This is a genomic window from Streptomyces sp. col6, from assembly GCF_008042035.1.
GTDB lineage: Bacteria > Actinomycetota > Actinomycetes > Streptomycetales > Streptomycetaceae > Streptomyces.
Genome location: NZ_RDBL01000002.1, coordinates 237,503 through 263,480, shown reverse-complemented (window position 1 = coordinate 263,480; position 25,978 = coordinate 237,503). Strand labels below are relative to the sequence as shown.

26 protein-coding genes are annotated in these 25,978 nt (G+C 72.7%); 8 read left to right on the top strand and 18 right to left on the bottom strand.

The window, feature by feature from the left end:
• The first annotated feature begins 139 nt into the window (after positions 1 to 139).
• The 3 genes from EAO73_RS01290 to EAO73_RS01280 all read left to right on the top strand — a co-directional run bounded on the left by EAO73_RS01290 (position 140) and on the right by EAO73_RS01280 (position 1,739).
• Positions 140 to 730 (top strand): TetR/AcrR family transcriptional regulator, encoded by a 591-nt coding sequence (locus EAO73_RS01290; protein WP_147969596.1) that lies wholly within the window; start codon positions 140 to 142, stop codon positions 728 to 730.
• Positions 731 to 880: 150 nt separating this feature from the next.
• Complete coding sequence (locus tag EAO73_RS01285; RefSeq protein ID WP_147969595.1) at positions 881 to 1,273, top strand: ribonuclease domain-containing protein; 393 nt, start codon at positions 881 to 883, stop codon at positions 1,271 to 1,273.
• A gap of 76 nt (positions 1,274 to 1,349) precedes the next feature.
• Complete coding sequence (locus tag EAO73_RS01280; protein WP_147969594.1) at positions 1,350 to 1,739, top strand: barstar family protein; 390 nt, start codon at positions 1,350 to 1,352, stop codon at positions 1,737 to 1,739.
• Positions 1,740 to 1,750: 11 nt separating this feature from the next.
• On the opposite strand, the gene EAO73_RS01275 is transcribed toward EAO73_RS01280, so the two are convergent.
• The 7 genes from EAO73_RS01275 to EAO73_RS01245 form a co-directional block, all read right to left on the bottom strand.
• The gene (locus EAO73_RS01275) at positions 1,751 to 4,102 is read right to left on the bottom strand and encodes a M9 family metallopeptidase (RefSeq protein ID WP_147969593.1); all 2,352 of its coding nucleotides are present in this window, start codon (positions 4,100 to 4,102) and stop codon (positions 1,751 to 1,753) included.
• Between the two features lie 231 nt (positions 4,103 to 4,333).
• Complete coding sequence (locus EAO73_RS01270; protein ID WP_147969592.1) at positions 4,334 to 5,044, bottom strand: GntR family transcriptional regulator; 711 nt, start codon at positions 5,042 to 5,044, stop codon at positions 4,334 to 4,336.
• Positions 5,045 to 5,113: 69 nt separating this feature from the next.
• Positions 5,114 to 6,115, bottom strand: coding sequence for a proline racemase family protein (locus EAO73_RS01265; protein WP_147969591.1), 1,002 nt, complete (start codon positions 6,113 to 6,115; stop codon positions 5,114 to 5,116).
• Between the two features lie 15 nt (positions 6,116 to 6,130).
• Positions 6,131 to 7,039, bottom strand: a complete 909-nt coding sequence (locus tag EAO73_RS01260; protein WP_147969590.1) for a dihydrodipicolinate synthase family protein — start codon at positions 7,037 to 7,039, stop codon at positions 6,131 to 6,133.
• 35 nt (positions 7,040 to 7,074) lie between these two features.
• Positions 7,075 to 8,505, bottom strand: a complete 1,431-nt coding sequence (locus EAO73_RS01255) for an NAD(P)/FAD-dependent oxidoreductase (protein WP_147969589.1) — start codon at positions 8,503 to 8,505, stop codon at positions 7,075 to 7,077.
• A complete protein-coding gene (locus EAO73_RS01250) occupies positions 8,486 to 8,830 on the bottom strand; it encodes a (2Fe-2S)-binding protein (RefSeq protein WP_147969588.1) in 345 nt (114 codons plus the stop codon). Before EAO73_RS01250 ends, EAO73_RS01255 begins: the two co-directional genes overlap by 20 nt.
• Positions 8,831 to 8,898: 68 nt before the next feature.
• Positions 8,899 to 10,080: an NAD(P)/FAD-dependent oxidoreductase gene (locus EAO73_RS01245; RefSeq protein WP_147969587.1), complete on the bottom strand. Its 1,182-nt coding sequence runs from the start codon at positions 10,078 to 10,080 to the stop codon at positions 8,899 to 8,901.
• A 93-nt stretch (positions 10,081 to 10,173) separates the two neighbouring features.
• On the opposite strand from EAO73_RS01245, the gene EAO73_RS01240 reads away from it, so the two are divergent.
• The gene (locus EAO73_RS01240; RefSeq protein ID WP_224756134.1) at positions 10,174 to 11,667 is read left to right on the top strand and encodes an immunity 49 family protein; all 1,494 of its coding nucleotides are present in this window, start codon (positions 10,174 to 10,176) and stop codon (positions 11,665 to 11,667) included.
• Positions 11,668 to 11,838: 171 nt separating this feature from the next.
• On the opposite strand, the gene EAO73_RS01235 is transcribed toward EAO73_RS01240, so the two are convergent.
• Entirely contained in the window at positions 11,839 to 13,581 is a 1,743-nt protein-coding gene (locus EAO73_RS01235) for a pyruvate dehydrogenase (RefSeq protein WP_147969586.1), read from the bottom strand.
• Between the two features lie 114 nt (positions 13,582 to 13,695).
• Positions 13,696 to 15,225, bottom strand: a complete 1,530-nt coding sequence (locus EAO73_RS01230) for a protein phosphatase 2C domain-containing protein (RefSeq protein WP_147969585.1) — start codon at positions 15,223 to 15,225, stop codon at positions 13,696 to 13,698.
• A gap of 284 nt (positions 15,226 to 15,509) precedes the next feature.
• Here EAO73_RS01230 and EAO73_RS01225 point away from each other — a divergent pair, with 284 nt between their 5' ends.
• Together EAO73_RS01225 and EAO73_RS01220 are read left to right on the top strand one after the other, a co-directional pair.
• Positions 15,510 to 16,511 carry a helix-turn-helix transcriptional regulator gene (locus EAO73_RS01225; protein WP_147969584.1) on the top strand — a complete coding sequence of 334 codons (1,002 nt, stop codon included), beginning with the start codon at positions 15,510 to 15,512 and terminating at the stop codon, positions 16,509 to 16,511.
• Between the two features lie 81 nt (positions 16,512 to 16,592).
• Entirely contained in the window at positions 16,593 to 17,075 is a 483-nt protein-coding gene (locus EAO73_RS01220) for a DUF456 domain-containing protein (RefSeq protein WP_191133892.1), read from the top strand.
• Here the strand turns inward: EAO73_RS01220 and EAO73_RS01215 are convergent.
• Entirely contained in the window at positions 17,000 to 18,427 is a 1,428-nt protein-coding gene (locus tag EAO73_RS01215; RefSeq protein WP_147969966.1) for a DNA-3-methyladenine glycosylase 2 family protein, read from the bottom strand. The genes EAO73_RS01220 and EAO73_RS01215 overlap by 76 nt on opposite strands.
• A 72-nt stretch (positions 18,428 to 18,499) precedes the next feature.
• Positions 18,500 to 19,669: a ribosome small subunit-dependent GTPase A gene (rsgA, locus tag EAO73_RS01210; RefSeq protein ID WP_147969583.1), complete on the bottom strand. Its 1,170-nt coding sequence runs from the start codon at positions 19,667 to 19,669 to the stop codon at positions 18,500 to 18,502.
• A 326-nt stretch (positions 19,670 to 19,995) separates the two neighbouring features.
• Here rsgA and EAO73_RS01205 point away from each other — a divergent pair, with 326 nt between their 5' ends.
• Positions 19,996 to 20,496, top strand: a complete 501-nt coding sequence (locus EAO73_RS01205; RefSeq protein WP_147969582.1) for a DUF5949 family protein — start codon at positions 19,996 to 19,998, stop codon at positions 20,494 to 20,496.
• A 140-nt stretch (positions 20,497 to 20,636) separates the two neighbouring features.
• Here EAO73_RS01205 and EAO73_RS01200 read toward each other — a convergent pair whose 3' ends face one another.
• From EAO73_RS01200 to EAO73_RS01180, 6 genes are all read right to left on the bottom strand, one after another.
• Positions 20,637 to 21,047 (bottom strand): rodlin, encoded by a 411-nt coding sequence (locus EAO73_RS01200; RefSeq protein WP_147969581.1) that lies wholly within the window; start codon positions 21,045 to 21,047, stop codon positions 20,637 to 20,639.
• 123 nt (positions 21,048 to 21,170) lie between these two features.
• Complete coding sequence (locus EAO73_RS35815) at positions 21,171 to 21,335, bottom strand: hypothetical protein (RefSeq protein WP_191133891.1); 165 nt, start codon at positions 21,333 to 21,335, stop codon at positions 21,171 to 21,173.
• Positions 21,336 to 21,518: 183 nt separating this feature from the next.
• On the bottom strand, positions 21,519 to 21,929 hold the full coding sequence (locus EAO73_RS01195; protein ID WP_093704946.1) for a rodlin: 411 nt from the start codon (positions 21,927 to 21,929) through the stop codon (positions 21,519 to 21,521).
• Positions 21,930 to 22,078: 149 nt separating this feature from the next.
• Complete coding sequence (locus EAO73_RS01190; protein ID WP_147969580.1) at positions 22,079 to 22,369, bottom strand: hypothetical protein; 291 nt, start codon at positions 22,367 to 22,369, stop codon at positions 22,079 to 22,081.
• Positions 22,370 to 22,628: 259 nt separating this feature from the next.
• Positions 22,629 to 22,862: a chaplin gene (locus EAO73_RS01185; protein ID WP_132901047.1), complete on the bottom strand. Its 234-nt coding sequence runs from the start codon at positions 22,860 to 22,862 to the stop codon at positions 22,629 to 22,631.
• A 292-nt stretch (positions 22,863 to 23,154) separates the two neighbouring features.
• Positions 23,155 to 23,556 carry a rodlin gene (locus tag EAO73_RS01180; protein WP_147969579.1) on the bottom strand — a complete coding sequence of 134 codons (402 nt, stop codon included), beginning with the start codon at positions 23,554 to 23,556 and terminating at the stop codon, positions 23,155 to 23,157.
• 383 nt (positions 23,557 to 23,939) lie between these two features.
• Here EAO73_RS01180 and EAO73_RS37195 point away from each other — a divergent pair, with 383 nt between their 5' ends.
• A complete protein-coding gene (locus tag EAO73_RS37195; RefSeq protein ID WP_147969578.1) occupies positions 23,940 to 24,743 on the top strand; it encodes a chaplin in 804 nt (267 codons plus the stop codon).
• 87 nt (positions 24,744 to 24,830) lie between these two features.
• On the opposite strand, the gene EAO73_RS01170 is transcribed toward EAO73_RS37195, so the two are convergent.
• Entirely contained in the window at positions 24,831 to 25,766 is a 936-nt protein-coding gene (locus tag EAO73_RS01170) for a dihydrodipicolinate synthase family protein (RefSeq protein ID WP_147969577.1), read from the bottom strand.
• Between the last annotated feature and the right edge of the window lie 212 nt (positions 25,767 to 25,978).

The following is a 25,978-nucleotide window of genomic DNA, read 5'->3' as shown; positions in this document are numbered from 1 at the left end:
TTGGCGCGACGAACGTTCAGTGTGAAGCAAAGTGGGCACTCATTGGAACAACTTCTGGAAACATTTCCGGAACCTTCTCCTGCGGTGCCCTCCCGGGCATCATGAGGAGCCACTGATTCCGGAAGCGGGGGCGGCACCGATGAGTCCGAAGCAGCAGCGCGGTGAGGCCACGGCCGCCCAGGTACTCGACTGCGCCCTGGAGCTGTACGCGGCACACGGCGAGGACGGCCTGACGCTGGCAGCGATCACCTCGGCGAGCGGGGTGAGCGCGGGCAGCATCTACCACCACTTCGGCAGCCTCCAGGGCGTCGCCCTCGCCCTCGCGCAGTCCTGGCTGGGCCGCCTCCTCGGCGAAGTGGGCGCGGCCCTGGAGGGGGTGCCGGACGCGCGCGACGGGGTGCACGCGCTGACGGAGGCGTACCTCCGCTTCGTCCAGGAGCATCCGGACGCGGCCCGGCTGATGCACTCGGTCACCGCCGACCGCGAGGCCATCACCAACGCCCGGCAGCTGCGGGGAGCCCAGGAGGCCCGGCTCGCCCCGCTCGCAGCCTGGCTGCACGCCCACCGGGAGTCGGGCGAACTGGCCGCGCTGCCGTTGCCCGTCCTGGAGTCGCTGCTCCTGGGGCCGGTGACGAGCATCGCGCGCCGCTGGCTCGCCGTGGGGGACATCGACATCGAGGAGGCCGTCCGCACGGTCCCGTATCACATCTGGCGCTCCGTCAGCCCCTGAGCGGGCCACGGACTGGCGTTCGAGCGCCGCACGCCCGTGGCACTCCGGCGCCCCCACGGGCGGGATGTGTTCCCTCTCCACGGTTAACTCCATAAGAATTCACCCCAGTTGGCGTTGACGCGGCGCTGTCTACGCGCGTCATCATGGAGCATGCGAATCCCCCCACGGATCACCACGCTCGGCGGCGCGGCCGCCCTCCTGTCCGCTCTCCTCGTCGGCGGTCCCGTCACGGCGACCGCCTCGGCGACAACCACGTCGGTCGGCAGCATCTGTTACTCGGACCTGCCGTCCCAGGCCCACGACACCCTGGATCTCATCGACTCCGGCGGCCCGTTCCCGTACGACCAGGACGGCACGGTCTTCCAGAACCGCGAGGGCGTGCTGCCCTCGCAGAGCACGGGCTACTACCACGAGTACACCGTGATCACCCCCGGCTCCCCGACGCGCGGCGCGCGGCGCATCGTCACGGGTGAGGAGAGCCAGGAGGACTACTACACCGCCGACCACTACGAGACGTTCGACCTCGTCGACCACGCCTGCTGACCGCTCCCCCGGTCCGCGCCGCAGTCCCCCACCTGCGGCGCGGATCACCGCGTCCGGCGGCTTGTACGCTCGCCCCATGACCGTGACCTATGTGATCGAGGGCTCCCGGATCACCGGCCCGGACAGCTTCTGGACCGTGGTCGGCGAGGCGGTGAACGGGCCCGGTGGCTACTTCGGCCGGAATCTCGACTCCTTCGCGGACTGCCTGAGCGGCGGGATGGGCACGCCGGACGACGGTGACTTCGTCTTCGAGTGGCGCGACCACACCCTGTCCGCAAGGGCGTTGGGGCACGCGGAGACCGCCCGCTACCTGGAGCGGATGGCCGCCCGCGCCCATGAGAGCAACCGCGGCCGCCTGCGCGAGGAGTGTGCGCAGGCGGCCGCGGGGCTCGGCCCGACCCTGTTCGACCGGCTGGTGGAGATCGTCCGGGACCGGTCGGGGCCGGACACGCTCAGGCTGCTCTGAGGCGGGCCGGGTCAGTAGCGGGTGGCGACGCTCACCTGCCCGAAGTCCTGCACGCCGTACAGGCTGATGTAGTGCGCCCCGGCGGCCGGACGGTCGACCGTCAGGGTGTGCGCGTTGCCGCTTCCGGTGGCCTTGGCGGTGTACGAACCGGTGGTCGCCCAGCCGTTGGCGCTGTAGTAGAGGTCGGCGTCACCGGTGCCGCCGCTGGTGGTGATGGTCAGCCGCTCGGTGCCCGCGGGTATGTAGAGGTACAGGTAGGCGTAGTTGCCCCGGGTGGCGTGCTGTCCGTCGCGGGCGCAGTCCTGGCCGAGTTCGCGGGCGTCGGTGCCGGTGCACTGGGTGGCGGGCTCGGGCGGGTTGGTCGTGCTGCCGCAGCTGCCGGCCGCGCACGCCGTGAGCCAGGTGTTCCAGTCGGCGTCGTAGCGGGTGCCGATGGTGGAGGTGAGCAGGGTGCGGGCGCCGTTCCAGTCACCGGCGCGGTAGAGGCCCAGCAGCTTGTCCATGTCGGCACGGTGCGACTGGAGCATGTAACGGACGGCCAGGTAGCCCCAGTTGTATACGCGGGTCTGGTCGGCGTTCTCGTAGGTGGTGTCGAACAGCGTGCGCAGGGTGTAGGTGTGCGCGGCGGCCTGGGCGAGGGCGTCGTCGTAGGTGACGTCGCGGTAGGAGTAGGAGACGTACTCCGCGAAGCCCTCGATCCACCAGACGGTCGGGGTGGTGACACCGGCGTCGAAGTCGCCCGCCATGTCGAACCGGCCGTCGAGGTAGTGGGTGTACTCGTGGTTGAGGTTCCAGATCTGGAAGTCCGGCCGGACCCATTCGGCCTCGTAGGCGATGAACCGGGGCTGGTTGCCGGCCGCCGCCGGGTCGCCTTCCAGGTACATCCCGCCGTTGTTGGTGTCGATGCCGTAGATGGCTCCGGCATACGTCTGGTAGTCGGTGCTGGAGTCGAAGACGACCACCTCGATGGTGGTGTTGCGGTCGCCGGCGACGGGCCCGTTGTCCCGGGCCACCTGGTGGAAGTAGGCGTCCTGGCCGCGCAGGCTGGTGCAGGCCTTCGTCAGGTCGGCGGAGGACATCTGCTGGGCGAGGATGCGGATGCTGTCGCTGCAGGTGTACGAGACCGGCAGGACGGCGCTCTTCAGGCGCGCGGCCAGGTCGCAGGTGCCGTACGCGGAGCAGCTGGCGTTGTCGTAGTAGTCGGCCATCTCGGCGAGGCCGACCCACAGCGGCGCGGTCGGCCCGGTGAGGGAGCTGCGGCCGAGGAGGTCGATGACCAGCGGCTTCGCCTTGGGGCGCAGGGTGTCCTCCTGGAGGAAGCGGGCCAGCTCGCGGCCCGCGTTGGAGGCCAGGTACGACTGGTCGGTGCCCAGCAGGTCCAGGTGGTCGCGGGCGAAGCCGGCCAGCGCGTCGAGCAGGCTCGGGTCGGCCTCGACGGCGCTGACGAACGCGGGCAGCTGGTGGCCCCGGAAGGTCACGGTGTACACGTTGTTGACCGCGTTGAGCATGTACCAGGAGCTGTTGTAGGAGGAGTTGTAGCCCGCCAGCAGCCGCTTGACCACGTACAGATAGCGGGCGTTCTGCTCGGCGCTGTCGATGAGGGTGACGGCCTCGGCCAGCGTCTCGCCGTTGGCGTCGGTGACGTCACGGGAGTGCGCGGAGGCGAAGAAGGCGTCCAGGCCGCCCTGGATGGCGGTGCGCAGGGCGCTTCCGTACGAGCCGACGGTGCCGGGGTCGTAGTACTGCACGTAGTACCCGGCGCGCAGATAGAGCACCAGCTGCGGCATGCCGGTGCTGCTGTCGCCGGGGTAGGCGGCCGATCCCGCGCGCAGGGCGTCGGCGACAGTGACCATCTGCGCCTCGCGGAAGGCGAGGTAGCCGTCGTTGCCCTTGACCGAGAAGAGCGTGTTGACGCAGTCGGTGGTGGACGACTTGATCTGCTGGACGAGGGCGCTGCCGGTGCGGCTGGTGAAGTCGCTCACGGAGCAGGCCGCCGCCCGTGCGCGGGCCTTCGCCTTCATGGAGGGGGCCGGGTGGCTCGGCTCGGCGGCACGCGGGTCGTCGTAGTCGCGCCGCAGTGCGTCGTCGGATGCACTGAGCGGGGCCCGGTCGGCGGGGTCGCGGGCCGTGTCGCCCAGGTGGGCGGGGTCCTGTGCGGGCGCAGTGAGGGCCTGCGCGGCGGGGCCGCCGGGCTCGGGCGACGCCTGGGCGCCCGATCGGTGCGCGGCGGCGGTCGCGGCCGGGGCGGCGGGCCGGGGCTCGGCGGCCGGTGCCGGGGTGGTGAGCAGGCCTATGCCCAGACAGGCCGCCAGGGCCGCGGTGGAGAGCCCGGTGAATCTCTGTCGGACCGTTCGTTTCTTCACGTGCCGCCTCCCAGCGGTGTGGTGACCGCGCGACGCTGCGCGGCCGTGGGGGATGGCGCGGGGTGAGGCCGGACGGGGATGGCGGACGGCCGGAGCCGTCACGGAATGACATGGACACGACCTCAAGCGCGACCGTCAGTACAATGGCACATGTCACATGTCCTGGGGAAGCGGCCGTGACCACATTCGTCGGCGCGTCAACGACTGTGGTGAGGCTGGGGAGTTCGAAGGCTAGGCCTGACCGGCCTGGGCCGGTACGGCCCGGTCGTCGCCGGTGCGGTCGTCGCCGGCCCACAGGGAGCGGACGTGGGACATATGGGCGAGCATGCAGGCCTCGGCGGCCTCCGCGTCACCTGCGACCACGAGATCGAGGAGCTGGACGTGCTCCTCGGCGGAGGCCGTCAACTGCCCGGACTCGGAGAGGCGGTTGAGCCCGAAGAGGCGGGAGCGCTTGCGCAGCTCACCGACCTCCTCGACCAGCCGGCGGTTTCCGGCGAGACCCAGCAGGGCGAGGTGGAAGCGCCGGTCCGCCTCCAGGTAGCCCAGGATGTCGTGACGGCGCGCGGCCGCGACGATCTCCAGCGCGACGGGCCGCAGCGCCTCCAGCTCGTGCGTCAGACCCATCCGCGCGATCCGGCCGACCGTGGGGACCTCGATCATCGCCCGCAGTTCGGTGTAGTCGTCGAGGTCCTGGTCGGTCAGCTCGGTGACCCGGAAGCCCTTGTTGCGGACGGCCTCGACCTGGCCCTCGCGCGCCAGGTCGAGCATCGCCTCACGGACCGGGGTGGCGGAGACGCCGAACTGCGCGGCGAGCGCGGGCGCCGAGTAGACCGTGCCGGGGCTCAGTTCGCCGGAGATGAGCGCCGCCCGCAGCGCGTGCGCCACCTGGTCACGCAGGTGCTCCTGCGCCGAGAGGGCGTTGAGCGACGTCAGGCGGGCCATGTCTGTTCCTCCAGCACCGTGCGGGGACCCAGAATACAATGTCACGTTGCCCCTGACGCGGGTGCGGATTCACAGCAGGAATCCCTCGGGGAAGGGGTCGTCCGGGTCGAGGAAATACTGCGCGGTCCCGGTGATCCAGGCCCGCCCGGTGACCGTGGGGACGACAGCGGGGAGCGCGCCGACCGTGGTCGCGCCGACCAGCCGGCCGGTGAACCGGGTGCCGATGAAGGACTCGTTGACGAAGTCCTGGTCCAGCGGGAGTTCGCCCCGGGCGTGCAGCTGGGCCATCCGCGCGGAGGTGCCGGTGCCGCAGGGCGAACGGTCGAACCAGCCGGGGTGGATGGCCATGGCGTGCCGCGAGTGCGCCGCGTCCGAGCCGGGCGCGATCAGCTGCACGTGCTTGAGCCCGTGGATGGCCGGGTCCAGGGGGTGGACCGGCCGGTCGGTGGCGTTGACCGTCTCCATCAACGCCAGTCCGGCCGCGAGCAGTTCGTCCTTCCGCTCCCGGTCGAACGGCAGGCCCAGGTCCTCCAGGCGCACCATCGCGTAGAAGTTGCCGCCGTAGGCGAGGTCGTACGGCACGGAGCCGAACCCGGGCACCTTCGCGGTGAGCCCGAGGCCGGCGCTGAACGCCGGGACGTTGGTGAGGGTGACGGAGGTGGCGGCCCCGCCCTCGACCCGGACGTCCACGGTGACCAGTCCGGCGGGGGTGTCCAGCCGTACGGTGGTGACCGGTTCGGTGACCGGGACCATGCCGGTCTCGACCAGGACGGTGGCCACTCCGATGGTGCCGTGCCCGCACATCGGCAGGCAGCCGGAGACCTCCATGAACAGGACCCCGAAGTCGGCGTCGGGCCGGGTCGGCGGCTGGAGGACGGCACCGCTCATCGCGGCGTGGCCGCGCGGCTCGTACATCAGCAAGGTGCGCACCGCGTCCCGGTGCGCGACGAAGTGGGCGCGGCGCTCGGCCATGGTGGCCCCGGGGAGCGTGCCGATCCCGCCGGTGATGACGCGGGTCGGCATGCCCTCGGTGTGTGAGTCGACGGCGTGGAAGATGTGGCGGCTGCGCATCCGGTGTCCTCCCTCTCAGCCCAGGCCCTCGGCGCGTGCCTTCTCGGTCGCGGCGCGTACGGCGGCCAGGGACTCGGCGTCGAGCGGCAGCCGGGGCGGCCGGGTGGGGCCGCCGTGCCGGCCGACGATGTCCATGGACGCCTTGATCGCCTGGACGAACTCCGGTTTGGAGTCCCAGCGCAGCAGCGGGTGCAGCCGCCGGTAGAGCGGCAGGGCCCGTTCCAGGCCCCCGGTGACGGCCGCTCGGTACAGCTCGACGCAGCCGGCCGGGAGCATGTTGGGACAGCCGGCGATCCAGCCGACGGCCCCGGCCAGGGCGAGCTCCAGCAGGACGTCGTCGGCGCCCACGAGCAGGTCGAGGCCGGGTGCCTCCTCGGCTATCTCGTACGCCCTGCGGACATCGCCGCTGAACTCCTTGACGGCGACGACCGAACCGTCCGCGTGGAGCTGTCCCAGCAGCCGGGGCGTCAGATCCACCTTGGTGTCGTACGGGTTGTTGTACGCCACGACGGGCAGGCCGGCCGCCGCCACCTCGGCGTAGTGCGCCCGGACGGCCGCGTCCTCGCAGAGGTAGCCGTTGGGCGGCAGCAGCAGGACGGAGCCGGCCCCGGCGTCGGCGGCCTCCTCGGCCCGGCGCCGGGACTGGGCGCTGTCGTACGAGGAGACCCCGGGCATCACCCTGGCCCCGTCCCCGGCCGCCTCGACGGCGACCCGGACGACGTCCCGGCGCTCCTGGTCGCTGAGGGTCTGGTACTCCCCCAGCGAGCCGTTGGGCACCACACCGTCGCACCCCGCGGCGAGGAGGTCGCGGACATGGGCGGCGTACGCGTCGAAGTCGATGGACCGGTCCTCGCGCAGGGTGAGCGGGGTGGCGACCATGACGCCCCGCCAGGGGGCGTCGGCGCGGCTGGGCTCGGCAGTCATACGGGCTCCTCGATGCTGGGTGCGGGTACGGGTGGTCAGGCATCCTCGGACCGGGCGGTCCGGGCGAGCGTGGAGAGCGGGACGGGGCAGACGAGCGGGCGCCGGCCGGGGGTCGCGTCGGGGCCGGGCGGACCGGCGAGGGCGCGGACGGCGAAGCCGCAGGTCCGGCCCTGGCACCAGCCCATGCCGGCCCGGGTGAGGAGTTTGGCGGTGCGGCTGTCGCCGGCGCCCAGTTCGTCGACGGCGGTACGGATCGTGCCGGCGGTGACCTCCTCGCACCGGCAGACCTCGGTGTCGGGGGCGAGCCACTCGGTCCATCCGGGTCCGGGCCGGTGCACGGTCCCCATGAGCGCCGCGAAGCCACGCATCCGGCGCCGGCGACGGCGCAGTCCCGCCGCGCGGGCCGGGGGCCACCCGCCGCGCGCTTCGGCGATCACCGAGAGGGCGGCCGACTCCCCCTCGGCCAGGGCGATCCGGACCCCGCCGATGCCGCCGGTCTCCCCGGCGGCCCAGACCCCGGGCACGGTGGTGCGCAGGTCCTCGTCGCGTTCCAGGACGGCCGAGCCGTCCGCGTCGGTGCGGGTGGCGCAGCCGAGTCCGAGGGCGAGGTCCAGTTGCGGGACGAGGCCGTGGCCGACGGCGAGCGCGTCGCAGTCGATGCGCCGCCCGGTCCCCGGCACGGGCCGCCATGCGCGGTCGAGCCGGCTGACCGTGACCCCTTCCACGCGCTCGGTGCCGTGGACGGCGGTGACGGCGCGGTGCGCGAGCATCCGCACCCCGTACCGGGCCAGTCCGGCCCGGTGGCGTACGCCTTCGGCGAGCCGGTCCGGGTTCGCGGCCAGGACCTGCGGCGCGCGGGCGTACGCCGCGTAGCCGGCGGCCTCGACCAGTGCGGGCACGCGGGCGCCGGCGCGGGCGAGGGAGAGGGCGACGGCCTGGAGCAGCGGGCCGCTCCCGGCGACGACGACGCGCCGGCCCGGCAGGACGAGGCCCGATTTGAGCATCGCCTGCGCCCCGGCCGCGCCGACCACGCCGGGCAGGGTCCAGCCGGGGAAGGGGAGTTGGCGCTCGACGGCACCGGTCGCGAGGACGAGGCGGCGGGCGCGCAGGGTGACGCCTTCACGGCCGTCGGGTCCGGTGAGCGCGTGCAGGGTGTGGTCCTCGCCGGTCCGTGTCACCGCCCAGACCTGGTGGCCGGTGAGGTGGCGCAGGCGTCCGGCGTCGCGGTGGCGGGCCAGGCGGGCGGTGAGCGCGGTGAAGGTTTTCCAGCCGTGGTGCAGGGCCTCGGGCCGGGCGGCGCCGAGGCCGGGGGCGGGCGCGCGGTAGTACTGGCCGCCGGGGGCGTCGGCCGCGTCGAGCAACAGCACGTCGAGTCCGGCGTCGGCGGCGGTGACGGCGGCGGCGAGCCCGGCGGGCCCCGCGCCCACCACGGCGACTTCGGCGAGGTCAGGGGAGGAGGACCGCATGTCCGTTCCCTTCCTGGGTGGTGACGGCATCGCCGGGGCGGGCGGGCTGGAGGCAGGCGCGGAGGTTGGGCCGGCCGTTGACCGTGGCCAGGCACTCGAAGCAGGAGCCGATGCCGCAGAAGGCGCCCCGGGGCCTCCCGTTGACCCGGGTGGTCCGCCAGCTGAGCACGGAGGCGGCCCACAGCGCGGCCGCGATGCTCTGTCCGGGCAGGGCACGCACCGGGCGCCCGTCGAAGGTGATCTCGAAGCCGGGGCCGGGCGCGGCACCGGCCAGGCCGGCGGGGGTCCGGGCGGGGTCGCCGTCGCGTCGGCGTGCTCGTCTCACCGGGGCTCCTGTCTCGTGGGTGCGCGGACCGCCGGGGAAGGAGCGGCGCCCCTGCCCGGCCGGGGCGGCTACGCGGACCCGACCCCCCGGCCGGGCGCCGCCGCCCCGAAACGGTCCGGGCTGAACGGCGCGGGGTCGAGCGGTGGTTCCTCGCCCCGGACCGCTGCCACCACCAGGGCCGCCGTCGCCGGGGCGAGGCCGATGCCCGCGCCCTCGTGGCCGCAGGCGTGGAAGAGGCCGGGCACACGGTGATCGGGGCCGATGGCGGGGAGGTGGTCGGGCAGGTACGGGCGGAAGCCGTGGTAGGCGCGCAGCACCCGGGCGGTGCCGAGGACCGGGAACAGTACGGCGGCCGCCTCCGCCAGCCTGCTGATCACCGGCACGGACAGGGTGCGGTCGAAGCCGACCCGTTCCCGGCTGGCGCCGATGAGGACGGGCCCGGCGGGGGTGCCCTCCACGACCGGGGACGTCTGGAGGGCGGCCGAGGCGCTGGCGACGTCCGCGACGTACTCGGCGGCGTAGACCTTGTGCCTGATCAGCGGCGGCAGCGGCTCGGTGACCAGGACGAAGCCGCGCCGGGGCAGGACGGGCAGCTCGACCCCGGCCAGCGCGGCGAACTCCCCGCCCCGGACGCCCGTCGCGTTGACCACGGCCGGGGCGAGCAGGTCGCCCGCCGGGGTGCGGACACCACGCACCGCACCCGTCGGGCCGGTGAGCACGGCGGTGACCGGGCGGCCGAGGTGCAGGTCCGCCCCGGCGTCGCGGGCCGCGCGGATCAAGTGGGCTGCGGCGAGCGAGGGTTGGACCTGGGCGTCCTCCGGGTAGAGGACGCCGCCCGCCGGGCCGTGGGCCAGATGGGGTTCCAGTTCGGGCAGTTCGTGCGGGGCGACGGCGACGGTGCGTACCCCGGCTCCGGCCTGTCCGGCGGCGGTCGCGGTCAGGCCGGCCAGGGCCGCCTCGTCCGCCGCGACGACGAGCCCGCCCTTCTGCTCGTACTCGACCGCGCGGGGCAGCGTCGCGGACAGCTCGCGCCAGAGGGAGGCGGAGAGTTGCGCGAGGGAGAGTTCCGGTCCGGGCGGCTTGTCGGAGACCAGGAGGTTCCCCTCCCCCGCCCCCGTGGTGCCGCCGGCGACCGGTCCACCGTCCACCACCGCGACCGAGAGCCCGGACCGGGTGGCGTAGTACGCGCAGGCGGCGCCGACGACTCCGGCACCGACGACGACAACATCCAGAGGCTGTCTCGTGACCACGTCAGTAATATGTCACATGGCTCTGAGGGTGCCAAGAGGTCGTCGCACGCCCCCTCATGACTCTCTGTCAGCGCCGGTTTGTAGGGTCGACGGGTGAACCACGACGACGCTGGCGCCCCCGGCCACACCCCCACCATCGACGAACTGCTGCGCGGCACGCACGCACGGCTGCTGCCCACCGGCTCGCTGACGCCGGAGATCGCCGGGGCCATGCGCTACGCCCGCGTGGTCGCCGACGGCCTCGTCTTCGGCTACGCCCTGGACGCCCCCACGTCCGTGCGCATCCTCACCGACCCCGATGTCGAACGCGTCGGCGTGGAGAAGCTCGGCGAGGCGGCGTACGCGAACCTGATGCGCACGCCCGTCGAGCACGAGCTGGTCGACATCGACGGCCGGGCGACGCTGCACTCGGTGTACGGCGACTCCCACTTCGTTGCGAGCAACGCGCTGTTCCTGTCCGAGCTGTCCCGCCGGGTCACCGGGCGGCCGCTGCCGGAGGCGGGCGCCCTGGTCGTCGTGCCCACCCGCCATCTGCTGGCGTTCCACCCGATCACCGACGGTTCCGTCGTCGACGCGGTCAACGACCTCGCCGCCTACGCGCTCGGCGCCTACGAGGACGGGCCCGGCCGGCTCTCCCCCCAGGTCTACTGGTGGCACGGGGGCGGACTGACCTCGCTCACGGTCATCGACGAGGACAGTCGTACGTTCTCCCTCCGGCCGCCGTCCGAACTGCTCGGGCTCATGAAGGGCCTGGCCGGTCTGGACCGGGCGGGGCGGCTTCCCGGCAGCGGGGCGGCCCCCGACATCGACGCGCTGACGCGCGCCACGGCCGGCGCCCTCGCCCACGCGCCCGCCGGGCTCGAAGAGGCCTTCGCCCCGGCCGTCGCGCTGAGCCACGCCCACTGCGCCACCGACCCGGAGCTGGCGCGCGTCGAGGGCTGGAACGCCTGGGCCACCGCGCTCCAGCTGGGCACCGCGCTCTTCACCGGTGCGCAGGCCCAGAAGTACTACCTCGGCGAGGAGACCGAGGGGGAGCTGCCCGCGATGCCCGCCGCGCCGCCTGCGGACGCCCGCGCCTGGCTCGACGCCTTCTATCTGAGCCTCGTCTGCCGCGACCGGCAGCGGTCCGCCCGCCTCTGCCGGGTCCCGCTGGAGGTGCTGCGCGCGGACGAGGGCGTCGACCCGTACGTGCTCCACTGGATCGACACGCTGCAGAGCTACTGGTGCGAGCGGCCGGGTGACGAGGTCGTGGAGAAGCTGGTCGCCACCATGCAGACGTCGGCGCCCGAGGCCCTGACCCGGGCGCCCAAGGACTTCGTGAATCTCGTCGACTACCAGCCGGCGGCCCTGTTCCACCGGCTGTTCACCCGCGACCACGATGCCTTCACCGAGGCACTCGACGAGGCCGTCGCCCATCACGGCTCCTACTGGGGCGACTCGACGGCGCCGCGCGCCCGGGTGGCGCTCGGCCCGCTGGCCCTGGCCTGCCTCGCCTACGACCAGGGCTTCCCGGTCACCACGAAACGGCCGTTCCTGCCCGGGTACCTGCTGGACGGACAGCGGGTGGAGGTCATGCCCGCGGCTTAGGGCCTGTCTTCAAGCTCCCCTCGTCGCCCGGAGGGCGGCCGTGCGGCGTCTGGTGCGTGCTCTCGGCGTGCCGGCCGCGATCCCTCGTACTGGACGTACTTGGGATCTCGGCCGGTGCGGCGAGAGTGCGTGCCAGGCGTCGCACGGCAGAGGGGAGCTTGAAGACAGGCCCTAGGGACGCGGCACGTTACGGAGGTTGGAGCGGGCCATCTGCAGCATCCGGCCCACTCCGCCGTCGAGCACGATCTTGCTGGCGGAGAGAGCGAAGCCGGTCACCATGTCCGCGCTGATCTTCGGCGGGATGGAGAGCGCGTTGGGGTCGGTGACCACGTCGACGAGGGCCGGCCCCTTGTGCTTGAACGCGTCCTTCAGGGCGCTCGTCAGCTCCTTGGGCTTCTCGACGCGGACGCCGTACGCCCCCGACGCGCGCGCCACGGCGGCGAAGTCGGGGTTCTTGTTGGTCGTTCCGAAGGACGGCAGCCCGCCGACCAGCATCTCCAGTTCGACCATGCCCAGCGCGGAGTTGTTGAACAGGACGACCTTGACCGGCAGGTTGTACTGGACGAGGGTCAGGAAGTCACCCATCAGCATGGTGAATCCGCCGTCGCCCGACATGGAGACGACCTGCCGGTTGCGGTCGGTGAACTGCGCGCCGATGGCCTGCGGCAGCGCGTTCGCCATCGAACCGTGGCTGAACGAACCGATCACCCGCCGCTTCCCGTTGGGCGTCAGATAGCGCGCCGCCCAGACGTTGTTCATGCCGGTGTCGACGGTGAACACGGCGTCTTCGTCGGCCAGTTCGTCCAGCACCGAGGCCACGTACTCGGGGTGGATCGGCACGTGCTTCTCGACCTTGCGGGTGTACGCCCTGACCACGCCCTCCAGCGCGTCGGTGTGCTTCTTGAGCATCCGGTCGAGGAACTTGCGGTCGCTCTTCGCCTTCACCCGGGGCGTGAGACAGCGCAGGGTCTCGCGCACGTCGCCCCAGACGGCCAGGTCCAGCTTGGTGCGCCGGCCCAGGTGCTCGGGCCGCACGTCGACCTGCACGATCTTCACGTCGTCGGGCAGGAAGGCGTTGTACGGGAAGTCCGTGCCGAGCAGGATCAGCAGATCGCACTCGTGGGTGGCCTCGTAGGCGGCGCCGTAGCCGAGCAGCCCGCTCATGCCGACGTCGAACGGGTTGTCGTACTGGATCCACTCCTTGCCGCGCAGGGCATGCCCGACCGGAGCCTTGACCCGCTCGGCGAACTCCATGACCTCGGCGTGCGCGCCCGCCGTGCCGCTGCCGCAGAACAGCGTCACCCGTTTGGCCTCGTCGACCATCCGGCAGAGCTTCTCGATCTCGCCGTCGCCGGGCCGCACGGTGGGCCGCGAGGTGACCAGGGCGTGTTCGGCGGACCGCTCCGGGGCGGGCTGACCGGCGACGTCGCCCGGCATCGTGACGACGCTGACCCCGCCCTGGCCGACCGCGTGCTGGATGGCGGTCTGGAGCAGCCGGGGCATCTGCTGCGGGTTGGAGATCATCTCGTTGTAGTGGCTGCACTCCTGGAAGAGCAGCTCGGGGTGGGTCGCCTGGAAGTAGTTGAGGCCGATCTCGCTCGACGGGATGTGCGAGGCGAGCGCGAGCACCGGCGCCATCGAGCGGTGGGCGTCGTACAGGCCGTTGATGAGATGCAGGTTGCCCGGACCGCACGACCCGGCGCAGGCCGCCAGGTCCCCGGTGATCTGCGCCTCCGCGCCGGCCGCGAACGCCGCCGTCTCCTCGTGCCTGACCTGGATCCACTCCAGGTCCGCGTGCCGCCGCACGGCGTCGACGACCGGGTTGAGGCTGTCACCGACGACCCCGTACAGGCGCTTGACGCCCGCCCGCGCGAGGATGTCGACGAACTGCTCCGACACGTTCTGCTTGGCCATGGGTGACGCACTCCCTCTGCCTGGGCTCCGTGCACGTTCGGCTGTCCGGGACGCGGAGTGCCAAACCCCGGCCCGGACGGGTGTCCGGAGTCCATCAACCCATGGCGTGCGCCGTTACGCCTCCCAGACGCCGACCGCCGTCCGGTCGTCGGCGTACCCCTTCACCCTGATCTGGGTGTCCGCGAGGAACGCCCCGAGCCCCGGCGCCGCCACCGGCGACCAGCGTTCGGCCAGCTCGCCGGCCAGCTCCGGTTCCCCGCGCAGCGGCTCGGCGAGACCCGCACCGCAGAGCAGCAGCGTGTCCCCCGGCCGGGCGACGGAGGCCCGGAAGCGGAACGGTTCCGCAGGCGGCGGGAGCGGGTCCTCGACGTACGGAGCGGGTCCGGTGACGATGTCCAGGTCCATGGTCAGCCGGTCGCCGTCGGGCCCGCTCTCGGGCGCGGAGGAGCCGAAGCCGACCACCGGCTCCCCGCTCAGCGCGGCCTGCGGGGGAAGCGCGGGTTCGAGGTCGTGCCAGCTGCCGTCGCGGAGCCGGAAGAGACCGCCGCCGCCGATGCCGAAGAAGACCCGGGTACGGCAGTCGGGGTCGGCGGACAGCAGCAGGCAGCGCAGGCTCGCGGTGTACGCGTCCGGTTCGACGCCGAGCTGGGCGGCGCGGGCGCGCAGCTTGCCGAAGGCGCGGTCGGTGAGCCGGTGCAGTCCGGACTTGAGGTCGGCGCGCCGGCCCGCCCTTATGTCGTCGGAGAGCCGGGCGTGGCTGCGTCCGACGGCCTCGCCGATCCAGTGGCAGGCGTCCGCCGATGCCGTGTGCGCCCCTTCCGCTCCCCGGGACGCGCACGAGACGGCCACAAGGACGAGCGCGCTCTCCCCGCTGCCGAAACGTGCCGTCAGCAGCGCGTCGCGGCGCGGTTCGCCCCGGAACCGGGCGGAGTCCCCGCGCACCGACGCGGCGCGCAGGGTGTACGTCCCGTAGGTGGCACCGTCCAGCACTGTGTCCGGGACGAGGCGGTCCAGCTCGTACGGGTCGGTGGCGGGCAGCGCCGTGGGCTCGGCGTCGTAGGTGGGCGGCCGGGCGCCCACGTACGCGACCGGGGGCCGGGGTGCGGCGGCGGTCTCCGTGGGCTGTTCGCCGGCGCCCCGACCGTCCGCCGCCGGCCGGTCGGCGACGGGGCGCCTGGGCAGCGGGGGCACGTCCGGTGCCTCCCCGTCGAGGCGCGGATCGGCCACGACGGCCGGCTCGGGGTCCGGCGGCGGAGGCTCGGGAACCGGCCCCGGAAACGTACGTGGCTGAACCGGCCCGCCGGCCGGCGCCTCCCACGGAGCGGGGACGACCGCGCCGGGCGGGCTTCCCCACGGAGCCCCCGCCACGGCACGGGCCGGAGCCTCCCCCGGCGTGCGGGTGACGGCCTTCTCCGGGGCAGGAGCCACGGCGTCCGGCCCGGTGTCCGCCTCCCGCGCCTCCGGTATCGCCCGGGTCCCGTACCCCGCCCCGTTCCCGGACGCCACCGTGCCGGACGCCGAGTCGAAGCGGTCGTCGAGACTGTCGGCCGCCGGGCTCGCCCCGGCGTCCGGGGCGGATTCGTCGTACAGCCTGCGCCACCAGTCGTCCTCGTGGGCCGCCGGCCTCTCCCCCTGCTGACTCATGTCCTTATTGTCGACCGCCGGGGGCGTACGAAAACGGGCATCCCGAAAAAGGTCCGCCGGGCACCCCCACCCCCCACGGGAAGGGAGCCCGGCGGACCGGTCCGTTGAACCGGCGTCAGGCCGGTGGCCTGTGCGGCAGCGCCCTCGCATCGGCTGTGCCGACACATTGGCAGAGTGGCGCACCGTACGGCGATGATGTGCCGTGGCGAGATTACGCCGTGGCGACTTCTCGCCACGGCGGATGCGCCGACATGCGTACGCACTGCTCCGGGGAGGGATCGGGGATGCTGGGAGCCATAGGTCTCGACGAGAGGCAGGAGTCGGCCTACCGCGCACTCGTGGCGCTGGGGGCCGCCGAACTGTCCGATCTCTCGCACCGGCTGGCCCTTCCCGAACAGGACACCGAACGCGCGCTGCGCCGGCTGGAGCAGCACGGCCTGGCCGCCCAGTCCTCCGCCCGCACGGGCCGGTGGGTCGCGGCGCCGCCCGGGGTGGCGCTGGGGGCCCTGCTCACCCAGCAGCGCCATCAGCTGGAGCAGGCGGAGCTGGCGGCGGTGCTGCTGGCCGAGGAGTACCGCGCGGACTCCGCCGAACCGGCCGTGCACGACCTGGTCGAGGTGGTCACCGGGGCGAGCGCGGTCGCGCACCGCTTCCACCAGCTCCAGCTGGGGGCGACGAGCGAGGTGTGCGCGCTGGTCACCGGGAAGCCGATCGCGGTCAGCGGCCTGGAGAACGAGTCCGAGGAGGAGGCGGCCACGCGCGGCGTCTCGTTCCGGGTGGTCATCGAGCGCGAGGTGCTGGGCCTGGAGTCCGGAATCCTGGAGCTGTCGGCGGCGCTCAGCCGCGACGAGCAGTGCCGGGTCGTCCCCCGCGTCCCGACGAAGCTGGTGATCGCCGACGGGGCGCTGGCCATGGTGCCGCTGACCGGCCGGGGCGCGGAGCCCGCCGCGCTGGTCGTGCACGCCTCGGGCCTGCTGGAGTCACTGATGGGGCTCTTCGAGGCGGTGTGGCGCGAGGCGATGCCGTTGCGGCTCGGGGAGAGCGGCACGGTCCTGGAGGATCCCGGCGGGCCGGACCCGACGGATCTGGAGATCCTCTCGCTGCTGCTGGCCGGGCTGACCGACGCGAGCGTGGCCAAGCAGCTGGAACTGGGGCTGCGGACCGTGCAGCGCCGGGTCAAGGGCCTGATGGAGCTCACCGGTGTCTCGACGCGGCTCCAGCTCGGCTGGCACGCCTACGAGCGGGGCTGGGTGGCCCGCGAACCCCGGGCCCGCTCCCTCCCGTAACACCCCCTGAGCTGCGCCGACGGCCGCCCGGGGCGGGCATGCGAACGGGCGGGACGCGCCGGACTCCGGCACGCTGGACAGATGAGTGTGTGGCAGCTCGTCGCCGTCGGCCTGGTCATGCTGCTCGGGCTGATCGGTGTCCTGGTGCCGGGCGTACCGGGGCAGGCGATCGTCTGGGCCGCCGTCCTGTGGTGGGCACTCACCGACATGACCCCGGCCGCCTGGGTCGTGCTGATCGGGGCCACCGCGCTGCTCCTGCTGAACCAGGCGCTCAAACCCCTCCTGCCGCCGCGCCGGCCCCGCGAGTCGGGGGCCCCGCGCCGCACGCTGATGCTGGGCGGGATCGGCGCGATCGCCGGCTTCTTCGTCGTGCCCGTCGTCGGCGCGGTCGCCGGCTACGTCGGGGTGATCTACGGGGCCGAACGGCTGCGCCTCGGCAGCCGGGGCGCGGGCTGGGCGTCGGTCCGCTCCGTGATGCGGGCGACCGGCTACTCGGTGCTCGTCGAACTGTTCGCGTGCCTGCTGGTGACGGGCGCCTGGCTGGGCGCGCTGGTCTGGGGCTGACCCTCCCGCCGCGCCCGGCGCACCCCGTACGAGCGCCAGGGCCGCCAGCGCGACGCGCCGGGGGTCCCGTACGGGTCCGTGTCCGGGTCGCCCAGGGCGCGCATCCGGATCAGCGCGGCGGTGGCGGGGCCGAGGCCGGGCAGCCGGCGCAGCGCCTGTTCCGCCTCGTCCCGGTCGGCGCCCGCGTCCAGCCGTACGGTGCCGTCGGCGAGGGCGCTCGCGAGTGCCCGCAGGGCCGGGTCACCGGGCGCATCGGCGAGCACGTCCGGGTCCGGGAAGACATGGGTCAGCCCGCCGCACGGTACGTCGAGCGCCTTGCCGTACTCCGCGACGAGTTCCCCCGCCGCCGCGTCGCCCACCAGCGCCCGTACGGCGAACTCCTCGGCGTCGGCGGCCCCCGGCGAGCGCACACCCGGCCGGGCCGCGACGTCCGGGGCGAGCCGCGGGTCGGCGGCCAGCAGCTCGTCGACGGCGTACGGATCGGCGTCCAGGTCGAAGAGCCGGCGCAGCCGCTGCACCGCCGTGGTCAGGTCACGCAGATCGGTGAGGTGGATGCGGGCGTCCAGCCAGCCGCCGGCGGACCGCTCGTCCACGGCGGCGACCGCGGTGCCGTACGGGAGGCGCAGCGTGCGCCGGTAGGTACGGCCGCCGGGCTCCCCGCTGACCTCCTCGACCCGGGCGACCGTACCGGCGGCGAGCAGGTCGAAGACGTCCCGGGCCGCGTACGGTCCCCGGTGGGCGAGGCGCAGCGGGATGCCGGTGGTGCGCGCCTCGCGGACGGCGGCGCCCAGCCCCGTTCCGGCTTCGGCGCGCAGGGCGCTCGGGGTGCGGGCGTAGATCTGGCGGACGGTGTCGTTGAACTGGCGCACGCTCGCGAACCCGGCCGCGAAGGCGATCTCGGTGACGGGCAGGGCGGTGGTCTGCAGCAGGATCCGGGCGGTGTGCGCGCGCTGGGCACGGGCGAGGGCGACGGGTCCGGCACCCAGTTCGGCGTTGAGCTGGCGCTGCACCTGGCGGGCGCTGTAACCGAGCCGTCCGGCGAGCCCGGGGACGCCCTCCCGGTCCACCACGCCGTCGCCGATCATCCGCATGGCGCGCCCGACCACATCGGCCCGGACGTTCCACTCGGCGGAGCCGGGGACGGCGTCCGGGCGGCAGCGGCGGCAGGCCCGGAAGCCGTTGCCCTGGGCGGCCGCCGCGGTCGGGTAGAAGCGGACGTTCTTCCGCTTCGGGGTGACGGCGGGGCAGCTCGGCCGGCAGTAGATGCCGGTCGTCTCGACGGCGAAGAAGAACTCGCCGTCGAAACGGGCGTCGCGGCTGCTCACCGCCTCGTACCTGGTCTCTTCGTCCATCACACCGTCCAGTGTGCGCCCCGCCGGGCTCACGCACTCGCGGTTTTCGGACGTCGACCCGGGGTGTACCGGCTACCGGATCCGGCCGCGCTTGGCATCCATCGCGGCCCGGCCCTCGGCACCCTTGCGCTTCCAGTCGCGCCGGATCTCGGCCCGGACGCGGGCGTCGGTCTTGGCGACCATGCGCTGGTTCTCGCGCAGGAGCTTGCGGTAGCTGTCGAAGCGGCGTTCGGGCAGGGTGCCGTCCTCGATCGCGGCCCGCACGGCGCAGCCGGGCTCCGCCTCGTGGGCGCAGTCGTGGAACCGGCAGTCCTCGGCCAGTTCCTCGATCTCGGAGAAGACCTGGCCGACGCCCACCCCGGCGTCCCAGAGCCCGACCCCGCGCAGTCCGGGGGTGTCGATGAGGACTCCGCCCGAGGGCAGGACGAGCAGGTTGCGGGTGGTGGTGGTGTGCCGGCCCTTGCCGTCCACGTCGCGGGCGGCCTGGACCTCCATCACGTCCTGGCCGAGCAGGGTGTTGGCGAGAGTGGACTTGCCGGCGCCGGAGGCCCCGAGGAGCACGCTCGTACCGCCGGAGACGATCGCCGAGAACACGTCGACGCCCTCGCCGGTGGCGGAGCTGACCGGGAGCACCTGGACACCCGGTGCGATGCGCTCGATGTCCTCGACGAGGTGGGAGAGGGTGACCGCGTCGGGAACCAGGTCGGCCTTGGTGAGGACGACGATCGGTTCGGCGGTCCGCTCCCCCGCCCCGGCGGCGTCGCCGAGCAGCGCGGCGCCGTCCGTGCTGGACATGGCCAGGGCGAGGAACCGCTCGACCCGGCCGAGGTCCAGTTCCACGGCCAGCGAGACACAGATGGCGATGTGGTCGACGTTGGTGGCGAGCACCTGGCCCTCGGAGCGCTTGGACGAGGTGGAGCGGACGAACGCGGTGCGCCGCGGCAGCAGCGTACGGACGAACCGCGGGTCGCCGTCGGGGTCGACGGCGGCCCAGTCGCCCGTGCAGATGATCCGCATCGGGTCGCGCGGCACGACGAAGGCGGTGTCGGCCCAGATCGTGCCCTCGGGCGTGACGATGTCGCAGCGCCCGCGGTCCACGCGCACCACACGTCCGGGCACCAGTCCCTGAGCGGCGTACGGGGCGAACTCGGCCGCCCAGTCGGCGTCCCAACCGTACGGGGCGAGCGGGTGCGCGGCGGCGGAGGAAGAGAAGGAAGAGAGGGAGGAAGACGGGAAAGACAAGGGAAACCCTTCACAGGGTGGCCCCGGCGGTGCGCGCGTCGGCGCGGAGGTCTGAAGAGGTCAGCCGGTGGCCACGGAGGTGACACAGAGGAACTTCGACTTGTGGGCAGCGCCCATCGCAACGACCGTCGTCAATGTCCTCACCTCCGCATTCGTCCATGTCCGGAACCGGCGGCCATCCGCCGTCCGTCTCGTCGCACACGATAGCCCCCTGCGCCCCGGCGGCTCAACGGATTATTTCGCGCGGGCCGGGTTGTCGGCAGTCGTCCCCCGATCGGGTGATACGCATGGAGTTGGACCGGTCGCGGACGGTTAGGGTGCGGCACATGACCTCCCCCGAGACAGCCACCGGCACGTTCACGCAGGCCCAGTTGGGCACCCTCATCCTCATCGGCTGGAGCGGCGAGTACCGGCAGAGCGGGCGCGACGCCGCCTTCCTGCTCGCCTATTCGCTGGGCGACGGTTCGGACGGCCCGGCGGCCGGCGAGCACGCCATGCGGCTCGCGTTGCAGCGCAGCGGGCTCACCGTCGGCGGCGCCCCGGTGCGTGCCGACGAGACCCCCGGGCTCCCCGTGAAGCTCCTCGTGCAAGCCGGTCAGGCCGTCCTGACGATGCCTCACTTCAAAGCGCAGTACCCGGTGCCGCCCGAGTGGCTGGCGGCGTCGCGCGACCAGGGCGAGGTGCACGCGATGTTCGCCACCCGCCCGTGGCCGCAGGGCGCGCCGGGCCTCCCGGTCGGCGAGGCGGAGCTGCGCGCCTTCGCCGGTGACCCGGACGTCATCGCGACCTCGGCGCACTGTGTGCTCCCGGTGCGCAGCCTCGGCTGACCCGCCCCGCACGGAAGAGGCCCATCACCCGGAGAGGGTGATGGGCCTCCGTCATGCCGTACGCGCACACGTCGCACAGGACGGACGACGCGCGGCGGGCCGCCCGGAACCGGGCCGCCCGCCGCGGGCGGAGTACGGAATCAGTTGTTGCCGACGCCGTTGCCGGAGAGGACCGGGATGTCGTCCACCAGGTGCGACAGGGGCTCGTCGCCCTTGGCCTGGGTGGAGTTGTCGGCGCACTGCTGGTTCTGCGGGTTGGACAGGACGTTGACGTCCTGGACCGCCACGGGCACGAGCAGGCCCACCAGCGAACCGACGTTGGCCTTGACCGGGACGCCCAGGCACAGGTCGTTGAGCGAGCCCTGGATGAGCTGGGCCTGCGGGCTGCCGTCACCCTGGGTCTCGGCGTTGCCGTACGAGCTGGCGGCACCGTTGCCGTTGACCGAGGTGGTTCCCCCGTCGTTGCCGATCGCCATGGCCGAGGGGGCCGCGGCGGCCGACAGGCCGACCAGGGACACGGCCACTGCCGCGCCGGCCATCATCTTCTTCATCACGCTTCACCTTTCGGAGCGTTCCGTTCTGGAACGTACTGATCAACCCCGGGCGGAGGTTTCGGTTCCGCTGATCCACTCATATGGGTTGCATCCGGCATGAGTTCGACGGGCCGTCCCGTGTCAGCCCCTGCCGTTCACCTCGTCCGAGGTCCGCGCCGCGGGCACGAGGCCACCCGCGCGGGAGGGCTCCGGTGCCGGGGCGGCGCGCGCGGCCTGCCACTCGGCGACGAGGCGGTCGTAGATCGGGGTGGAGCCCTGCGGGTGCCGGCTGTGGTGCTGGTCCATGAGGGGGCCCTACCCGGTGCGGCGGGAACCGGCCTCCCCCGCTACGGCAAGCGGCCCAGCGGTCCGCCCGTACGGACGACCACCGGGCCGCTCGGGTCCGGGTACGCGCAAGGGGCCGGCGGGTCCGCGACGGCCGGTGTACGGCTGCCGCGGACGCACCGGCCCCGCGGGGCGTCGGGCCCGTCAGTCGTTGGCGACACCGTTGCCCGAGAGGATCGGGATGTCGTCCAGGATGTGCGACAGGGCCTCGTCACCCTTGGCCTGGGTGGAGTTCTCGGTGCACTGCTGGTTCTGCGGCGAGGACAGGACGTTGATGTCCTGGACCGAGATCGGCACGACGCCGAGCAGCGAACCGACGTTGGCCTTGGCCGGCAGGGCGATGCAGGGCTTGTTGAGCGAGCCCTGGATGAGCGCGAACTGCGGGCTCCAGTCACCGTGGGTGGCGGAGTTGCCGTACGCCTGCATGGCACCGTTGCCGTTGACGGTGGTGGTGCCCTGGTCGTTGCCGATGGCCATGGCCGACGGGGCGACCGCGGCGGAGACGCCGACGATCGATGCGGCGACGGCCGCCGAGGCCATCATCTTCTTGATCATGAAACTGCCCTTCTGGTTTTTCTCTGGTTGCCCGCCGGTGCCGAGCGCACTGATCAACTCGGCGTCGCGGGAATGGTTGTGGCACGTCACTCGAAAGGTGTGCATACGACCGGAAGTCGGGCGCGGTCGAACGTGCGAGCGCAGCGGGGTCAGCGGGAGAGCGGCAGGCCGCCGAGGAGGGGAGCCGCGTCCTTCACCGCTCCGGTGGCCTGACCGGCGACCTTGGTGACGGTTCCGTTCTCGTGCAGGTTGTCGGCGGCGTCGCTGACGGTGCCGAGGACCGGGTCGACCACCTGCGGGGCGGCCGCGGTCACCTGGTTGACGCCTCCGTCGAGGCTGAAGCTGGGGGCCGTGGGCGTGGTGACGGCGAAGGCGGGGGCAGCCGTGCCGAGTGCGACCACGGAACCGGCGACGAGTGCGGCGGACTTCGCGTACTTCACTTTCGGGTTCCCTTCTCCGGCGGCGGTTCACTCGGTCGCGTCCCCGCGCCGCACGAACCTTCTTTGTCCGTGACTTCCGCCGCTTTCCCCTTGCCTAACGACCCGGCCGGGACGGGGCAACTGGGGGAACCGATCCTTTTTCCTCGCGGGCGTTACGGATTCCCCGCAGGCCGGGAATGGAGGGCACGCACGGGAAAGCCCCGGACCGCGTGGAGCGGGGTCCGGGGCTTTCGAGCCGAGAGAATTCGGCGTGCCTGAATCAGTCGTTGACGCAGGCGTTGCCGAAGGCCGGGTTCAGCAGGCCGATGACGTCGATGGTGTTGCCGCAGACGTTGACCGGGATGTGAACCGGAACCTGGATGGTGTTGCCGGAGATGACGCCCGGGGACGCGACGGCGGCACCCTCGGCACCCGAGTCGGCGAACGCGGGGGTGGCGGCACCCACGGCCATGAGCGTACCGGCGGCGACGGCGGCGATCTTGGTGTACTTCACTGGAAACCCTTTCTTCGGCGGAGTCCGGAGCGGTCACGGCTTTCGTGCCGCACGAGCGCGGACCTGATCGCTCGTGACTCCGCCGCCTTCATTCGTAACGATTTAGGACGATATGCGAAACTGCTCAGCGAGCAGATGACCCGAATACCGCCCGAATGACGCAGTTTCGGTCACCCTCCCGTGTCTCCACCCGGATCGTGCGAGGTCCGGGCGGGTGGACACGGAGGGCAGCGACGGGCCCGGACCACAGGGAGGAGGAACGCCGGCGGTCCGGGCCCGTGACAGGGCCGGATCAGCTGTTGCCGGCGCCGTTGCCCGAGAGGACCGGGATGCCGTCCAGGATGTGCGACAGCGGCTCGTCGCCCTTGGCCTGGGTGGAGTTCTCGGTGCACTGCTGGTTCTGCGGGTTGGACAGGACGTTGACGTCCTGGACCGCGATCGGGACGAGACCGATGAGCGAACCGACGTTCGCCTTGAGCGGCAGACCGACGCAGGGCTTGTTCAGCGAGCCCTGGACCAGGTCGAACTGGGGGCTGCCGTCACCCTTGGTCACGGCGTTGCCGAACGACTGCGAGGCACCGTTGCCGTTGACCGAGGTCGTCCCGCCGTCGTTGCCGATGGCCATCGCCTGCGTGGCGCCGAGCCCGAGGATGGAGGCGGCGACGGCACCCGTAGCCAGGACCTTCTTGATCACGATGAACCCTTCTCGTACTGGATACCCCGTAGCCGGAGCGCCCTGAACAACTGCCGGGCCGGCGTTTGGTTATCACTATTCACTCGAATGCCGGGAAGACACGGACGTCCGTACGAAAGTGATCGAGTCATACTGTCGGAAATCGAGAGAGGAAACGTTCACTCGTAGCCTCGCCGCGTGCTCACAGGAAATTCACCGGATTCACGTTTCTCGCGCACGCGGACGTCGTTATGGGTGTCGTCAAGCCGCTCCGCCGGGTGGGCCGTTCCCTACATGGGCAGGTCCGACGGCTGCTGCACCGCCTGATGAACGAACTGCGGGCCGCGCGTCCGCGAGAAATGTCCCAAGGAAGGGCACCAATGCGAAAAGCCTTGAGTAAAAGCATGCTCGTCATGGCGGCGGCGTCAGGCATCCTGACCGCCTCCGGCGGCTATGCCTTCGCCGATGCCACGGCCGACGGTGCGGCCGTCGGCTCGCCCGGCGTCGCTTCGGGCAACGTCGTCCAGGTCCCGGTGCACGTGCCCGTCAACGTCTGCGGCAACACGGTCAACGTGGTCGGCGCGCTCAACCCCGCCTTCGGCAACAAGTGCGAGAACAAGGGCGGTGACTCGGAGAACGGCGGCTCGCAGGGCGCGAGCGCCCAGGGCGTGGCCGCCGGCTCCCCCGGCGTGCTCTCGGGCAACGTGGTCCAGGCCCCGGTCGACATCCCGGTCAACGTCTGTGGCAACAGCATCAACGTGGTGGGCCTGCTGAACCCGGCCGCCGGCAACAAGTGCGAGAACGGTGGTGGCGACGAGGGCAACCCGCCCACCGAGGAGCCGCCGACGCACCACAAGCCCCCGCACCACAAGCCGCCGAAGGGTCACCACGACCACGACTGCAACTGCGGCAACGAGCACAACCCGCCGAAGCCGCACCACCCGCCGAAGCCCCCGAAGCCCCCGGTGCACCACCACGACGACGACTGCCCGCCCAGTCACCACCACAACCCGCCGACCACCAACCCGCCGACCCACAACCCGCCGACCCACACCGGCTGGCACCACACGCCGCCCAAGCACCACAAGCCGCCGCAGATGGCGCACACCGGTGCCAACGAGAACCTGGGCATCGCCGGTGGCGCCAGCGCCGCGATGGTCCTCGGTGGCGGTCTGCTGATGCGCCGCGCCCGCGCCGCGAAGAAGTGATCTGACGCTCCCCCGAGCACGAAGAGGTCCGGCCCGGCAGCCCTGAGCTGCCCGGCCGGACCTTTTGTCTGCGGCGCTCCGTACGCGTCAGACCGTGGCGAGCCCCGCGCGCTCCAGGCAGGCGGCGACCGCGGCCGTCTCCCCGGCGTCCAGCCGGCGCATCGGCGGGCTCATCACATTGGTGGCGATGACGCCGCGCAGCATCAGCGCGGTCTTGAACGCGCCGAGCCCGGCCGCCGTGGCGGACGCCGTGCCGGGGCGTGCCGCCCGGATGATGTCGAAGAGCGCGACCAGCCGGTCCTGTTCGGCCCGTGCGGCGGCCCAGTCGCCGCGCGTCGCGGCCTCGTGGAGACGTACGTAACCGTGCGGGTCGACATTGCCGAGCCCCGGTACCGAGCCGTCGGCGCCGCCGAGCATCATCGCGTCGACGACCAGCTCATGACCGGTGAGCACGGAGAACTCCGGCAGCTCCCGGGCCCCGATGACCAGCCGTCGGAACGAGCCGTCGTCGCCGCTGGAGTCCTTCACCCCGGCCAGCACACCGTCGGCGGCGAGCGGCAGCAGCAGCTCCGGGTCGAGCTTGCTGTGGACGCAGACCGGCACGTCGTACGCCAGGACCGGCAGGTCGAGGGCAGCCGCGACGTCCCTGAAGTGGCGGTCGATCTCCGTTCCGTCGGTGCGGGTGTAGAAGGGTGCGGTCACGACGACGGCGTCGGCGCCCAGCTCGGCCGCGCGGCGGGCGCGCTCGACCGCCCGGTTGGTGGTGGTCTCGATCGCGCCGACGAGGACCGGCACCTGGCCGCCGGCCGCGGCGGTGACTGCCTCGATGACCCGGTCCTGCTGTCCCGGGGTGAGGTAGGCGGTCTCACCGGAGCTGCCGAGGGCGAAGAGACCGGTGACACCGCCGTCGATGAGATGGCCCACGACCCGCTCGAGGGAGGGGAGGTCGAGCTCGCCGTCCGCGGTGAGCGGGGTGACGACGGGCGGGATCACTCCCGTGTAGCGGGGGGTTCGGGCGGTCATGCGCTGCTCCTTGCGGACGGTACGGGGGTCGGGCCGGGTCACCGCCGGCACCCTCGCGCCCCCCACCGACTGGTGGGTCACCGAGGTGTCCGTACCCGAGGGCTGGACGGCCTCGGTGGCGTACCCGGCCGGGACCGGCCGACCGATCGCCGTGCGGCAACTCCGAGTCCCGCGGGAGCGCCAGGCCCGCCACGCACCGAGGTAACGGGAGA

Coding starts and splice junctions, on each gene's coding strand:
- EAO73_RS37195 (WP_147969578.1), top strand. CDS start 23,940: ATGCTCGTCATGGCGGCGGCGTCAGGCATCCTGACCGCCTCCGGCGGC.
- EAO73_RS01220 (WP_191133892.1), top strand. CDS start 16,593: ATGAGTGTGTGGCAGCTCGTCGCCGTCGGCCTGGTCATGCTGCTCGGG.
- EAO73_RS01270 (WP_147969592.1), bottom strand. CDS start 5,044: ATGGCCCGCCTGACGTCGCTCAACGCCCTCTCGGCGCAGGAGCACCTG.
- EAO73_RS01170 (WP_147969577.1), bottom strand. CDS start 25,766: ATGACCGCCCGAACCCCCCGCTACACGGGAGTGATCCCGCCCGTCGTC.
- EAO73_RS01285 (WP_147969595.1), top strand. CDS start 881: ATGCGAATCCCCCCACGGATCACCACGCTCGGCGGCGCGGCCGCCCTC.
- EAO73_RS01230 (WP_147969585.1), bottom strand. CDS start 15,225: ATGAGTCAGCAGGGGGAGAGGCCGGCGGCCCACGAGGACGACTGGTGG.
- EAO73_RS01255 (WP_147969589.1), bottom strand. CDS start 8,505: ATGCGGTCCTCCTCCCCTGACCTCGCCGAAGTCGCCGTGGTGGGCGCG.
- EAO73_RS01215 (WP_147969966.1), bottom strand. CDS start 18,427: ATGGACGAAGAGACCAGGTACGAGGCGGTGAGCAGCCGCGACGCCCGT.
- EAO73_RS01225 (WP_147969584.1), top strand. CDS start 15,510: ATGCTGGGAGCCATAGGTCTCGACGAGAGGCAGGAGTCGGCCTACCGC.
- EAO73_RS01290 (WP_147969596.1), top strand. CDS start 140: ATGAGTCCGAAGCAGCAGCGCGGTGAGGCCACGGCCGCCCAGGTACTC.
- EAO73_RS01200 (WP_147969581.1), bottom strand. CDS start 21,047: ATGAAGAAGATGATGGCCGGCGCGGCAGTGGCCGTGTCCCTGGTCGGC.
- EAO73_RS01195 (WP_093704946.1), bottom strand. CDS start 21,929: ATGATCAAGAAGATGATGGCCTCGGCGGCCGTCGCCGCATCGATCGTC.
- EAO73_RS01235 (WP_147969586.1), bottom strand. CDS start 13,581: ATGGCCAAGCAGAACGTGTCGGAGCAGTTCGTCGACATCCTCGCGCGG.
- EAO73_RS01260 (WP_147969590.1), bottom strand. CDS start 7,039: ATGACTGCCGAGCCCAGCCGCGCCGACGCCCCCTGGCGGGGCGTCATG.
- EAO73_RS01205 (WP_147969582.1), top strand. CDS start 19,996: ATGACCTCCCCCGAGACAGCCACCGGCACGTTCACGCAGGCCCAGTTG.
- EAO73_RS35815 (WP_191133891.1), bottom strand. CDS start 21,335: ATGGACCAGCACCACAGCCGGCACCCGCAGGGCTCCACCCCGATCTAC.
- EAO73_RS01265 (WP_147969591.1), bottom strand. CDS start 6,115: ATGCGCAGCCGCCACATCTTCCACGCCGTCGACTCACACACCGAGGGC.
- EAO73_RS01280 (WP_147969594.1), top strand. CDS start 1,350: ATGACCGTGACCTATGTGATCGAGGGCTCCCGGATCACCGGCCCGGAC.